The following is a 13540-nucleotide window of genomic DNA, read 5'->3' as shown; positions in this document are numbered from 1 at the left end:
TGTCATTGATACTGCTCCAGCAAAGAGGGAATGCCTTCTGGCGTCAGATGAACATGCGTGTCTTCATCCACCATCATCGTTGGGCCCTTGTCACAGTTACCCAGGCAGCAGGTTGGCAGCAGCGTAAAGCGGCCATCAGCAGTGGTTTGACCCGGTTTGATATTCAGCTGCTGCTCCAGTGCGGACTGGATGCCCTGATAACCGGTGATGTGACAGACCACGCTGTCACAATAACGGATCACATGACGGCCAACCGGCTGACGGAAGATCTGGCTATAAAACGTCGCCACCCCTTCAACATCACTCGCCGGGATACCCAGTACGTCGGCAATCGCGTTGATTGCGCCGTCCGGCACCCAGCCGCGCTGTTTCTGCACGATCTTCAGCGCTTCAATGGAGGCTGCACGCGCATCTTCGTAGTGGTGTTTTTCGTGCTCAATAGCGTGATGCTCTTCCGCGCTCAGCACGAAGACCTCGTTAGGGTCGATCGTTTTAATGGCAATGTGTTGATCGTGCATAATTAGCGGTCCACGTCTGACATAACAAAATCGATACTACCCAGATATACGATCAGGTCGGATACCAGGCTGCCACGGATTACTGAAGGAATCTGCTGCAGATGCGGGAAGCTCGGCGTACGCACGCGGGTGCGGTAGCTCATGGTGCTGCCATCGCTGGTCAGGTAGTAGCTGTTGATCCCTTTCGTCGCTTCAATCATCTGGAACGATTCATTGGCTGGCATCACCGGTCCCCACGAAACCTGCAGGAAGTGGGTGATCAGCGTTTCGATGTGCTGCAGCGTACGCTCTTTCGGTGGTGGCGTGGTCAGCGGATGATCCGCTTTAAACGGCCCCTCTGGCATATTGTTGAGACACTGCTCAAGGATACGCAGGGACTGCCACATCTCTTCCATCTTCAGCTGAACACGGCTGTAAGCATCGCTGACGCCGTCGCCGACCGGGATTTCGAAATCGAAGTTTTCGTAGCCTGAGTATGGACGCCATTTGCGCACGTCAAAGTCGAGACCCGTGGCACGCAGGCCGGCACCGGTCGTGCCCCACGCCAGCGCCTCTTCCATATTGTAAGCAGCAACGCCTTTTGAACGACCAATCAGCACGGTGTTACGCAGTGCCGCTTTGTCATATTCCTTCAGACGCTTCGGCATCCAGTCCAGGAAGTCACGCAGCAGACGTTCCCAGCCTCGCGGCAGGTCGTGTGCTACACCACCGATACGGAACCAGGCCGGGTGCATACGGAAACCGGTAATGGCTTCAACCACGTCATAGATTTTCTGGCGATCGGTAAAGGCAAAGAACACCGGCGTCATCGCGCCGACGTCCTGAATAAAGGTCGAGATATAAAGCAGATGGCTGTTAATGCGGAACAGCTCAGAGAGCATCACGCGGATCACGTTTACGCGATCGGGCACCACGATACCGGCCAGTTTTTCTACCGCCAGCACGTAAGGCATTTCGTTTACGCAGCCGCCGAGGTACTCGATACGGTCAGTGTAAGGAATGTAGCTGTGCCAGGACTGACGCTCACCCATCTTTTCGGCACCACGATGGTGATAACCGATGTCAGGTACGCAGTCGACAATCTCTTCACCGTCCAGCTGCAGGATGATGCGGAACGCACCGTGCGCCGACGGGTGGTTAGGCCCGAGGTTCAGGAACATGAAGTCTTCGTTGGTGGTGCTGCGCTTCATGCCCCAGTCTTCAGGCTTAAAGGTCAGCGCCTCCATCTCTAAATCTTCTTTCTGCTTAGTCAGCGTGAAAGGATCGAATTCGGTGGCGCGCGCCGGGTAATCTTTACGCAGCGGATGGCCTTCCCAGGTAGACGGCATCATGATGCGCGTCAGGTGCGGGTGACCATCAAAGGTAATACCAAACATCTCCCAGGTTTCACGCTCATACCAGTTGGCATTCGGGAAAAGACGGGTGATGGTCGGCAGATGCATGTCGTTTTCAGAGAGTGCCACCTTGAGCATGATGTCGCGGTTGCGTTCAATCGACAGCAGGTGGTAGAAAACGGAAAAATCCGCCGCAGGCAGGCCTGCACGGTGGGTACGTAAACGCTCATCCACGCCATGCAGGTCATACAGCATGACGTAAGGCTTCGGTAATTTACGCAGGAACTCGGTAATTTCCAGTATCTGTTCACGCTTAACCCAGACCACCGGAATGCCGGTGCGGGTTGGCTGTACAGTGAAGGCATCCGGCCCAAAACGGTTACGCAACTCGCCGATCACCGGGTCATCAAGGTGATCACGGGTTTGCCATGAAGGCTGAGCGAGATCTTGCGTGGTCAAATCTGTCATACGTTACTCACCATTCCGGCCTGGTCTCAGGCACTCAAATGAAGGCGTCAGGATGGGGCCATGCATTAAATTGTGATGTTCTGCTGCAGGCGCTCTTTTCCATCCATACGGTTTTAAACTTCGTCCGGGCTGCGCAGGTTTGTGACTGCGATGCGCTCGCCGCGTTTTCTTTCACGCTCTGAAGGCATGTTAGCGCGGTAAACGCCCTGGTCGCCGACAACCCATGAAAGCGGACGGCGCTCTTTGCCGATCGACTCCTGCAACAGCAGCAGTGCCTGCATGTAGGCTTCAGGACGTGGCGGGCAGCCAGGAATATAGACATCTACTGGCAGGAATTTATCGACGCCCTGCACCACCGAATAGATGTCATACATGCCGCCCGAATTGGCGCAGGCACCCATTGAGATCACCCATTTTGGCTCCAGCATCTGATCGTATAAACGCTGAATAACCGGAGCCATTTTGGTAAACGGCGTGCCGGCAATAACCATGAAATCCGCCTGGCGTGGCGAGGCGCGCATAACTTCAGCACCAAAACGTGCCACGTCATGGACCGCGGTAAACGATGTGGTCATCTCAACGTAACAACAGGACAGGCCAAAGTTATAAGGCCAGAGTGAGTTTTTACGTCCCCAGTTCACCATGTCATGCAGGGCATTTTCGAGTTTGCCCATATAAACGCTGCGATGAACGTGCTGCTCCAGCGGATCGCTGACGATTTCCTGCTTTTGCAGAGGATAACGGTCGTTCTCACCACCGTTCGGGTCTATGCGGGTGAGCGTATAGTCCATCTTATTGCCTCTCTTTTACTGCTTATGAGGATTGGTGTGGCTGACCGTAGTAGTTTTCACCACTACGCGACGGCGAGCTGGAGCCCAGTCCAGTGCGCCAATGCGTACCAGATAGACCAGACCCGCAAGGAGCACCAAAATGAAAATTGCGGCTTCCACAAAGCCGACCCAACCGCTTTCGCGGATTGAAGTCGCCCATGCGTATAAAAAGAGGGCTTCGACGTCAAAAATGACGAAAAACATCGCAACCAGATAAAATTTCGCCGACAGGCGGATATGGGTGTCACCAACGGATTCAATGCCCGATTCGAATGGCGTGTCTTTATAGCGGGCGCGCGCTCTGCCGCCAAGCAACCATCCTCCGGTCAGCATGAAAGCACACAAGCCAAAGGCAATAACGATAAATACGATAAACGCCCAGTGCTGAGCGATGATTTCGGTGGTAGTTGACATACTCATTGCTTACTCATCAAAAGTGGCGCTGGCATCCTGCACGCGTTTCCCGCAGCAAACTGACCACATCGATTCAAGGGAAGGGTAAAAACCTTTTAAATGTCACTGTTATTACGGAATAAACAGCAATTTAATGGGGTTTTTTACTCCTTTCTATAACCTTTTGTCAACTTTGACAAAAGTATCCAAACATTATTTCACACCTGCATCATATTATTAACAAATGATGCCCCGCTTTCCAGCTAAATCGCTTCAGTCTGTAGGGTTAATTTTAGTGTAGCGGGTAATCACACGCATGGATCGTGCGTTTAACAAACATATTTTGACAGGTATGACTCTTTTTTCCTTCCCCTTAGCAGGGGTATTTTCTTGATCCAGAACACACTTTTGCCCTTTTTGCGTTAATTTCCTCCACCTGAAGCCTTGATACGGAACAAAAGGTTCGTTTTTATGGATTGCAGATTTCAGTTTGTAATGGAGTGAAATACAGTGAGGGATTTACATCAGGGAGGTTGTCGTCGGGGCGAGTCTGACAAGGGTCAGATAGTAAAAAAGCCCCTCGTTCTGTTCAAAGAATGAGAGGCTTATTTATAAGCGTTTGTTAAGGCAATGGCGCTGATGTTGAGTACAACACGTTAGCGCTATTACTCTTCGTCATCCAACAGCAACGCACCATCTGGATTGTTGCTCAGATTGTACGGATCATTAGTAGACTGCATGGCATTAAAGATAGCCAGCGCCAGCTCATTATCACTGTCAGGATTACGGCACAGCAGATACTGCGTATCCGGGAGAACCGGCAGACCTTCAGCCGCACCCATAACACGCAGTTCCGGGCTCATCATCTCGACCGGGCGCGCTGTTACGCCAAGACCCGCTTTCACTGCAGCTCGTACGGCAGCCAGAGTAGAAGCGACGTAAGAGATACGCCATGGGATACCGGCTTCATTGAGATGATCAATGGCCATATCACGGTAAGGACTTGGCTCATCCAGCAGCACCAATGGAATCGCTTCGCCGCGCTGGAAGATATAGTCCGCTGCGCAGTACCACAAGGTGGGTGAAGTACGCAGTACCTGATAGGTAAAGTTGCCTGGGCTGGACGTTGTCACCACCAGGTCCACTTCACCCTGATTGAGCATTTCCATCATGAATGGATTACGTTTAACCCGCACATCAATGGCCAGTTTCGGATAAACCGAGGTCACCCGGTTTAACAGGAACGGCAGAATAGTGTCAGAGGTGTCATCAGAGGCACCAATAGTCAGTACGCCCTGAATATTGCTGTACATCAGAGATGTGCAGGCTTCGTCGTTAAAACGAAGAATTTTTCTGGCATAGCCTAAAAGCTGGATCCCATGCTCTGTTAAAAGCTTATTACGTCCATGTCTGGCAAACAGCTCTTTACCTACCAATTGCTCCAGACGCTGCATCTGCTGACTGACTGCTGACTGGGTTCTGCAGACCGCTGCAGCGGCGGCTGCAAAGGTATTCAAATCCGCAACGGCAACGAAAGTTCTCAGCAGATCGAGGTCGAGATTCAGTATCGGACGATTTGCATTAGTCATGTTTTTTCTTCACTTATAAGATTTTTACGAACTACTACCCTGGTGTTATTACAAGCTTATCAAAGTGATAAGCGGTAATGGTGCTTAATGACAGTCCTGTGTGAAGACTGACATGAAAAAATTTTATGTGGAACCTGCACCGTTGACTCACCCGAAGGGAGCACGATGCTTTAAGACAGAGACAACTTCTTCTGTACCGATGGCGCTGGGGTGCGCAAATGCAGGAAGCTGTGTAGTTGTCTTATTCCCACCGGAATGAATCGGGCGGGATAAAAACCACACTTAGCGGACTATCAAGGCGAAGCGGCTAAGTGCACTAAATAATAAATTATACTTAATCATTTTTGACTTCAAAATGGAAATGATTTTGTGAAAAGCGCTGTAAATTTTGTGACAAAGGCATTTCGTGACCCTTATGCCACATTATTGATCACTTTTTAAGCCTTCAACGTTCTGAAAGTTAGTGAGGAAGTGTTAAGTAGTGCTCACTATCCTGTATTTAAGATGCCGAATGAAACGCCTTTTTTGGTACTTTTCCGGCGATCACAAGGCCTTAAACAGCACACTCTTAAGCAGTGTTAAGGCGTAAATAGTTCTCATGTTATAAAACTGGCCATAAAACGAACATTAATAAAATAAATTTTAACTATTCCTCAAAGTGTATATTTCAGCGGTAAAGAAAATATCTCTCCGTATTGAGTCCACAAACCTTTTTAAATTCCAGAGGCAGATGTTGGCTCGCTACGGTTTTGGGTGGATTAAAATTCTAAAAATTTCTTTATACAGAGTTTTATTAACCACCCTCAGCGAGAGCTGTTACTTTTTACGCTACGCATTCTGCAAAAAGTTGTTGAACCCGCCAAAACGGGGCGGCACCCTTCTTTTGTGACCGTGAGGAGAGTACATTGTGCTGGTTCGATTTCTGTGGCAGCCACAAGGATTCTGCCCATCAAGGCGGTAACAATGACTTTTCAAATTGATAAATCCGGAAAACTCGATAACGTCTGCTATGACATCCGTGGACCGGTACTGAAAGAGGCTAAGCGCCTTGAAGAAGAAGGTAATAAAGTTCTCAAGCTGAACATTGGCAATCCGGCGCCGTTTGGTTTCGAAGCACCGGATGAGATCCTGGTTGATGTCATTCGTAACCTTCCCAGCGCTCAGGGTTATTGCGACTCCAAGGGCCTCTACTCCGCCCGTAAAGCAATCATGCAGCACTATCAGGCACGCGACATGCGCGATGTCACGGTAGAAGATATTTATATCGGTAACGGGGTATCAGAACTCATCGTGCAGGCGATGCAGGCGTTACTGAATAGCGGCGACGAAATGCTGGTGCCCGCGCCCGACTATCCCTTATGGACAGCCGCGGTTTCTCTCTCCAGCGGTAAAGCGGTGCACTATCTGTGTGATGAGTCTGCCGGCTGGTTCCCTGACCTGGATGATATCCGTAGCAAGATAACGCCTCGCACCCGTGGCATCGTGATCATCAACCCGAATAACCCTACCGGCGCGGTCTACAGTAAAGAACTGCTGTTAGAGGTGGTTGAAATTGCGCGTCAGCATAATCTGATCATTTTCGCCGACGAAATCTACGACAAGATCCTTTACGACGACGCCCAGCATCACTGCATTGCGGCCCTGGCGCCCGATCTGCTGACCGTGACGTTCAATGGCCTCTCCAAAACCTATCGCGTGGCCGGTTTCCGTCAGGGCTGGATGGTACTGAACGGACCGAAGAAACATGCGAAAGGCTATATTGAAGGGCTGGAAATGCTCGCCTCAATGCGTCTGTGTGCCAACGTCCCGGCGCAGCATGCGATTCAGACGGCACTGGGCGGCTATCAGAGCATCAGCGAATTTATCATGCCTGGTGGTCGTCTCTACGAGCAGCGCCAGCGTGCATGGGAGTTGATCAATGATATTCCTGGCGTCAGCTGTGTGAAGCCGCAGGGCGCGCTCTACATGTTCCCGAAAATCGATGCCAAAAAATTCAATATCTTCGACGATCAGAAGATGGTGCTGGATTTTCTGTTACAGGAAAAAGTGTTGCTGGTTCAGGGCAGTGCGTTCAACTGGCCGTGGCCCGATCATCTTCGCATCGTTACGCTGCCACGCGTCGATGATCTGGAGATGGCGATTAATAAATTTGGGCGTTTCCTGCAAGGCTATCGTCAGTAATCACGCCCGCGTATACTGACGTTATTTGGGGAGAGCCGGTCTCTCCCCTGCCTGCCAACAGGAACGCGCATGACACAAAGCCACTTCTTTGCTCACCTCTCCCGTCTTAAGCTGATTAATCGCTGGCCGCTGATGCGCAATGTGCGCACCGAAAATGTCTCGGAACACAGTCTGCAGGTCGCTATGGTGGCGCACGCCCTGGCGGTGATCAAAAATCTCAAGTTCAGCGGGTCGCTTAATGCCGATCGTATTGCCATGCTGGCGCTTTATCACGATGCCAGTGAAGTGCTTACCGGCGATTTACCGACACCGGTGAAGTATTACAACGCGCAGATCGCCCACGAATATAAGAAAATCGAAAAGATTGCTCAGCAAAAGCTGATTGAGATGCTGCCGGAAGAGTTTCAGGAAATCTATCGCCCGCTGATCGATGAGCATCTGCATAGTGAAGAGGAGCAGGCCGTTGTGAAACAGGCGGATGCGCTCTGTGCCTATGTTAAGTGTCTTGAAGAGTTGTCTGCCGGGAATAATGAATTTTTACTGGCGAAAGCACGGCTGGAAAAGACACTGGCGCAGCGTCGTTCGCCGGAGATGGATTACTTCGTTGACGTGTTCATTCCGAGCTTCAGCCTGTCACTGGATGAAATCTCGCAGGATACGCCTCTTTAAGCCCGGCGAACTGGCCGCCGGGCGAACCCTTAAGCCTGCTGACTAAAGGTAAAACTGCCATCAGACTCGCGGGAAACTACCAGCGATGCCAGCGATTCGAGCTTAAGCGCCACGTCATCCAGCCGGGGTGTCTCCGCCGCAGGATTAATAGCAATCACCGTGCAGCCCGCATTCAGGCCGGATAAAATTCCGGCGGGAGCATCTTCTGCCACTACGCACGCTGTCGCCGCTAACCCCAGTTTCTCCGCACCCAGCAGGTAAGGATCGGGTTCAGGTTTACCTTTCGCCACCTGCTCAGCCGTAATGAACACGGCAGGCTTTGGTAACCCCGCGGCTTTGTGACGGGCATGAGCGACCGGCACCGAGCCTGAGGTGACAATTGCCCAGGGAATATTCAGTTCGTTCAGCCGGTTCAGCAACGCGACGGCACCGGGCAGCGCCTGCACACCGTCGGTGTCCGCCGCTTCAGCCTGCTCCAGCGCGGTAAACTCCGCCTGTATAGCCTCTTCCGACTGACCTGCCATAAAATGACGCAAAGAGGTGATCGCCTGTTTGCCATGGATAAAATCCAGGATCTCATCAGCGGCGATACCATGACGGGCACCCCACTGGCTCCAGGCTCGTTCAACCGCTGGCAGCGAATCCACCAGCGTGCCGTCTAAATCAAATAGAAAACCTCTGTAGGTCACGCGCTCCTCCTCTTCAGGCATTGATCACTTGTGCGATTTCATTTGCACTTAAATGGTACTGGCGCGGACAAGTCTGCCACAAAGCTAACATGCGTTGATACTTTTCCCACATTGGGGTCTGGGCATTGAAACCGTGAGTACCGGAATCGAAGTGGGTATACCGCCCTTCTGTATTCACCATAAAACGGACGTAGCCCAGCAGCCGCGCTTCAGTTGCCGCATCAAAGCCCAAAAAGGCGAGACGGCGCGCTTCAAGCTGACCTTTATCTTTGAGGTTCGACCAGGAAACATGGAGGGCATGATGCATCTCCATAATATCGATCACCGTCCGGCAGATCGCTTCGCTGAGTTCGCCAAACTCTTTGTCCAGCTCACGCATCTGCAGCGCATAGCCGCGTTCGATGATGGTCTGGTAACGGCGGAAGCGTTCAGCATTTTCAGGCTCAAGCATCGCCATGATTTTATACTGGTTAGTGAGAATCAAACGCTGTGCATGGGTCATTTCCATCATTGACTCCCGGTCAGAGACCGCTCAGTTAATCGACAATGGAGAAATGATTGCACAGCGTTAACGACACGGAAACCGCCGTCTCGCCTTTCTTTGATTTGGCCGCAGGTTAGCGGTAATTATTTTACCGCCAGCCTGGGTTTGCCTAGAGATCGTCGAGGAAAGTGCGGTCGAGCTGTTTAAACGCCCGCTTAAGCAGATCGGCCAGTGTCTGATAAGTCGGCTTGCCTTCAACCGGTGCTATCGCCTGCCCGGCTTCTTCCAGTCGGGTACGCACCTCATGAAACCAGTTAAGCAGCGTTGGCGGCAGTGGCGTCACTGAACGCTTGCCCAGCCACCACAGTCCCTGCATCGGCAGGCTGCAGGCAAACAGCGCAGTCGCCACGGCCGGGCCTAACTGACCGCCCATCGCAATCTGCCAGGTCAGCGTAAAAATCGCCAGAGGTGGCATAAAACGAATGGCAAAACGGGTTGCCGATGAAACCCGGTTTTCCGGGAACACGGGGGCCAGGCGCTTATCAGCAGGCCAGGTCTTCATATAGTGTTGGCCGCGCTGAAACATCCGAAACCAATTGGTACTGCCAGATTCATTCGCCATGGCTCACCTCAACTAATACTGCAAAGATTAAAAAATAGTTATAAAGACACAACTTTACGTAACAACCTTCAATTATTTTTGTCTTTAAAGATGACTCCAGCTATTCTGACGCCGTTTTAACACCTCTCCGGAAGCGGAATGCGCCTTTGGGAAGAGGCCTGAGCCAAGTTTCGACAAGGCAATCTTAAAATTTTCGCGTAAGATTACCGAAATTTTTTGCGGAATCGCAGATTTCTGTCTACCGCATGATGTTTGTCATTAATCTACCAGCTTTCATGGGCTACGCTGATAGTCTGATTGCGTTTAATTTAGCCACTCTCAAAAAATAGGTACTTCCATGTCGAGTAAGTTAGTTCTGGTTCTGAACTGTGGCAGCTCTTCCCTTAAGTTTGCCATTCTTAACCCTGCCAGCGGTGAAGAGTTCCTGTCAGGCCTGGCGGAATGTTTCCATCTTCCTGAAGCCCGTATCAAATGGAAGCTGGAAGGCGAAAAACAGGAAGCGCCTCTGGGTGCTGGCGCAGCGCACAGCGAAGCGCTGAACTTTATCGTTAAATCCATTCTGGCACAAAAACCTGAGCTTTCGGCACAAATTGCTGCAATCGGCCATCGTATCGTTCATGGCGGCGAAAAACTGACGCAGTCAGTCATCATTACTGAAGAAGTCGTCCAGGGCATCAAAGACGCCTCCTCTTTCGCACCGCTGCACAATCCGGCTCATCTGATCGGTATTGATGAAGCGATGAAAAATTTCCCTCACCTGTCAGACAAGAATGTCGCGGTATTTGACACCGCTTTCCATCAGACAATGCCGGAAGAGTCTTATCTCTATGCGCTGCCGTACAAATTGTACAAAGAGCATGGCGTTCGTCGCTATGGCGCACATGGTACCAGCCACTTCTACGTGACTCACGAAGCGGCCAAAATGCTTAACAAGCCACTGGCGTCACTGAACATCATCACCTGTCACCTCGGCAACGGCGGTTCGGTCTCTGCGATTCGCAACGGCGAGTGCGTGGACACCTCAATGGGTCTGACCCCGCTGGAAGGCCTGGTGATGGGTACGCGCAGTGGCGACATCGACCCGGCGATAGTCTTCTTCCTCCACGATACGCTGGGTATGAGCGTTGATGCCATCAATAAACTGCTGACTAAAGAGTCTGGCCTGTTAGGTCTGACCGAAGTCACCAGCGACTGCCGCTACGTTGAAGATAACTACAGCACCAAAGAAGATGCGAAGCGTGCAATGGATGTCTTCTGTCATCGTCTGGCGAAATATATCGGCAGTTACACCGCGCTGATGGATGGCCGTCTTGACGCCGTCGTGTTTACTGGCGGCATCGGCGAAAACGCCGCGATGGTGCGTGAACTCTCACTGAAAAAACTGGCGCTGCTGGGCTTTGAAGTTGACCACGATCGCAACCTGGCCGCCCGTTTCGGCAAGTCTGGTTACATCAATAAAGAAGGCACTCGCCCGGCGCTGGTGATTCCGACCAACGAAGAACTGGTCATCGCCCAGGACGCCGCGCGGCTGACTGCGTAAAACACTTCTCTCCGTCAGCTCAGGCTGACGGAGTTGTTTTTGACACCCTGCCATTACTGAGAGGTTCAAACGTGTCACGTACAATTATGCTCATTCCGACCGGCACCAGCGTCGGCCTGACCAGCGTCAGCCTCGGCGTTATTCGCGCCATGGAGCGCAAAGGCGTCCGTCTCAGCGTCTTTAAGCCAATTGCTCAGCCGCGTAGCGGCGGCGATACGCCGGATCAAACCACCACGATTATCCGTAAGAACTCCTCAATTCCTGCCGCTGAACCGCTGCAGATGTCACGTGTGGAATCACTGCTGGGATCGAACCAGCAGGATGTGCTGATGGAAGAGATCATCTCCCGTTACCATGCCAACACGCAGGATGCGGAAGTGGTTCTGGTTGAAGGGCTTGTGCCGACCCGTAAGCATCAGTTTGCCAACGCACTGAACTACGAAATCGCCAAAACCCTGAACGCAGAAATCGTCTTCGTGATGGCGCTGGGCAATGACTCGCCGGCACAGTTGAAAGAGCGCATTGAACTGACTCAAAGCAGCTTCGGCGGTCAGAAGAACAAAAATATCACGGGCGTAATTATCAACAAACTCAACGCGCCGGTGGATGATCAGGGGCGTACCCGTCCTGACCTGTCAGAGATCTTTGATGACTCCTCAAAAGCGAGCATCGCCAACATCGATCCAAAGCAGCTGTTCTCAGACAGCCCGCTGCCGGTGCTGGGCTGCGTGCCGTGGAGCTTTGATCTGATTGCTACCCGCGCGATCGATATGTGCCGCCACCTGGATGCGCGTATCATCAATGAAGGTGAAATTCAGACCCGCCGGGTCAAATCCGTCACCTTCTGTGCGCGCAGTATCCCGCACATGCTGGAGCATTTCCGTCCTGGCTCACTGCTGGTGACTTCCGCAGACCGCCCTGATGTGCTGGTCGCCGCCTGTCTGGCCGCGATGAACGGCATTGAAATTGGTGCAATTCTGCTGACCGGTAACTATGAGATTGACGATCGCATCGCCCGTCTCTGCGACCGGGCTTTCCAGACCGGCCTGCCGGTGTTTATGGTGAAAACCAACACCTGGCAGACCTCCCTGAGCCTGCAGAGCTTTAATCTTGAAGTGCCTGCTGACGATACCCAGCGCATTGAGAAAGTGCAGGAATATGTGGCCAGCTACATTAATGCCGAGTGGATTGAGTCACTGACCGCCACCTCTGAGCGCAGCCGTCGCCTGTCACCTCCAGCCTTCCGCTACCAGCTGACTGAGCTCGCGCGTAAAGCGGGTAAACGCGTCGTGCTGCCAGAGGGTGATGAGCCGCGTACGGTTAAAGCGGCCTCTATCTGTGCTGAGCGCGGTATCGCCACCTGCGTCCTGTTAGGCAATCCGGATGAGATTCAGCGTGTCGCTGCGGCTCAGGGTGTCGTACTGGGCAAAGGTGTCGAAATTGTTGACCCGGAACAGGTACGTGAAAACTACGTGCCACGTCTGGTTGAGCTGCGTAAGAGCAAAGGCATGACCGAAGTAGTCGCTCAGGAGCAGCTGGAAGATAACGTGGTTCTCGGCACCATGATGCTGGAGAGCGGTGAAGTGGATGGTCTGGTTTCAGGCGCGGTTCACACCACCGCCAACACCATTCGTCCGCCACTGCAGTTGATCAAAACCGCGCCGAACAGCTCGCTGGTTTCATCCGTGTTCTTTATGCTGCTGCCGGAGCAGGTGCTGGTCTACGGTGACTGCGCCATTAACCCGGATCCCACCGCTGAGCAGCTGGCTGAGATTGCTATCCAGTCAGCGGATTCTGCCAGCGCCTTTGGTATCGATCCGCGTGTGGCGATGATCTCCTACTCTACCGGCACGTCAGGTGCAGGTAGCGATGTTGAGAAAGTGCGTGAAGCAACGCGCATTGCGCAGGAGAAACGTCCTGATCTGGTCATCGATGGTCCGCTGCAGTATGACGCCGCGATCATGGAAGATGTGGCGAAATCGAAAGCGCCAAATTCACAGGTTGCAGGTCGCGCTACCGTGTTTATCTTCCCGGATCTCAACACCGGTAACACCACCTACAAAGCGGTACAGCGTTCAGCCGATCTGATCTCAATCGGACCGATGCTGCAGGGTATGCGTAAGCCGGTCAACGATCTGTCGCGCGGTGCGCTGGTTGACGACATCGTCTATACCATCGCCCTGACGGCTATTCAGTCACAGCAGGCTGAAGGTTAAGCGTCTG

General features: G+C 52.3%; 12 protein-coding genes. 4 read left to right on the top strand and 8 right to left on the bottom strand.

Features of this window, described 5'->3' with window-relative positions:
* Positions 1-2 precede the first annotated feature (2 nt).
* The 5 genes from nuoE to lrhA form a co-directional block, all read right to left on the bottom strand.
* Positions 3-518: an NADH-quinone oxidoreductase subunit NuoE gene (gene nuoE / locus NP77_RS08250; RefSeq protein WP_003854243.1), complete on the bottom strand. Its 516-nt coding sequence runs from the start codon at positions 516-518 to the stop codon at positions 3-5.
* A 2-nt stretch (positions 519-520) separates the two neighbouring features.
* Positions 521-2320, bottom strand: coding sequence for an NADH-quinone oxidoreductase subunit C/D (nuoC, locus tag NP77_RS08245; RefSeq protein ID WP_008926471.1), 1800 nt, complete (start codon positions 2318-2320; stop codon positions 521-523).
* A 113-nt stretch (positions 2321-2433) separates the two neighbouring features.
* Positions 2434-3111 (bottom strand): NADH-quinone oxidoreductase subunit B family protein, encoded by a 678-nt coding sequence (locus NP77_RS08240; protein ID WP_003854245.1) that lies wholly within the window; start codon positions 3109-3111, stop codon positions 2434-2436.
* A 15-nt stretch (positions 3112-3126) separates the two neighbouring features.
* The gene (locus NP77_RS08235) at positions 3127-3570 is read right to left on the bottom strand and encodes an NADH-quinone oxidoreductase subunit A (RefSeq protein ID WP_003854246.1); all 444 of its coding nucleotides are present in this window, start codon (positions 3568-3570) and stop codon (positions 3127-3129) included.
* Between the two features lie 638 nt (positions 3571-4208).
* On the bottom strand, positions 4209-5132 hold the full coding sequence (gene lrhA / locus NP77_RS08230) for a transcriptional regulator LrhA (protein WP_003854247.1): 924 nt from the start codon (positions 5130-5132) through the stop codon (positions 4209-4211).
* A 963-nt stretch (positions 5133-6095) separates the two neighbouring features.
* On the opposite strand from lrhA, the gene NP77_RS08225 reads away from it, so the two are divergent.
* Positions 6096-7313, top strand: a complete 1218-nt coding sequence (locus tag NP77_RS08225) for a pyridoxal phosphate-dependent aminotransferase (RefSeq protein ID WP_003854248.1) — start codon at positions 6096-6098, stop codon at positions 7311-7313.
* Between the two features lie 69 nt (positions 7314-7382).
* On the top strand, positions 7383-7982 hold the full coding sequence (gene yfbR, locus NP77_RS08220) for a 5'-deoxynucleotidase (protein ID WP_039659732.1): 600 nt from the start codon (positions 7383-7385) through the stop codon (positions 7980-7982).
* 29 nt (positions 7983-8011) lie between these two features.
* Here yfbR and NP77_RS08215 read toward each other — a convergent pair whose 3' ends face one another.
* From NP77_RS08215 to yfbV, 3 genes are all read right to left on the bottom strand, one after another.
* The gene (locus tag NP77_RS08215) at positions 8012-8671 is read right to left on the bottom strand and encodes a sugar phosphatase (protein WP_003854250.1); all 660 of its coding nucleotides are present in this window, start codon (positions 8669-8671) and stop codon (positions 8012-8014) included.
* A 13-nt stretch (positions 8672-8684) separates the two neighbouring features.
* Positions 8685-9179, bottom strand: coding sequence for a YfbU family protein (locus tag NP77_RS08210; protein ID WP_003854251.1), 495 nt, complete (start codon positions 9177-9179; stop codon positions 8685-8687).
* 145 nt (positions 9180-9324) lie between these two features.
* Complete coding sequence (gene yfbV, locus NP77_RS08205; RefSeq protein ID WP_039659731.1) at positions 9325-9777, bottom strand: terminus macrodomain insulation protein YfbV; 453 nt, start codon at positions 9775-9777, stop codon at positions 9325-9327.
* A gap of 337 nt (positions 9778-10114) precedes the next feature.
* Here yfbV and ackA point away from each other — a divergent pair, with 337 nt between their 5' ends.
* Positions 10115-11317: an acetate kinase gene (ackA, locus tag NP77_RS08200; protein ID WP_039659730.1), complete on the top strand. Its 1203-nt coding sequence runs from the start codon at positions 10115-10117 to the stop codon at positions 11315-11317.
* An 86-nt stretch (positions 11318-11403) separates the two neighbouring features.
* The gene (pta, locus tag NP77_RS08195) at positions 11404-13533 is read left to right on the top strand and encodes a phosphate acetyltransferase (protein ID WP_033743374.1); all 2130 of its coding nucleotides are present in this window, start codon (positions 11404-11406) and stop codon (positions 13531-13533) included.
* The last annotated feature ends 7 nt before the right edge of the window (positions 13534-13540 follow it).

The organism is Pantoea sp. MBLJ3 (assembly GCF_000816655.1).
GTDB lineage: Bacteria > Pseudomonadota > Gammaproteobacteria > Enterobacterales > Enterobacteriaceae > Pantoea > Pantoea eucalypti.
Note: the sequence above shows the minus strand (reverse complement) of the source record. Positions and strands in the feature narration are given on the sequence as shown.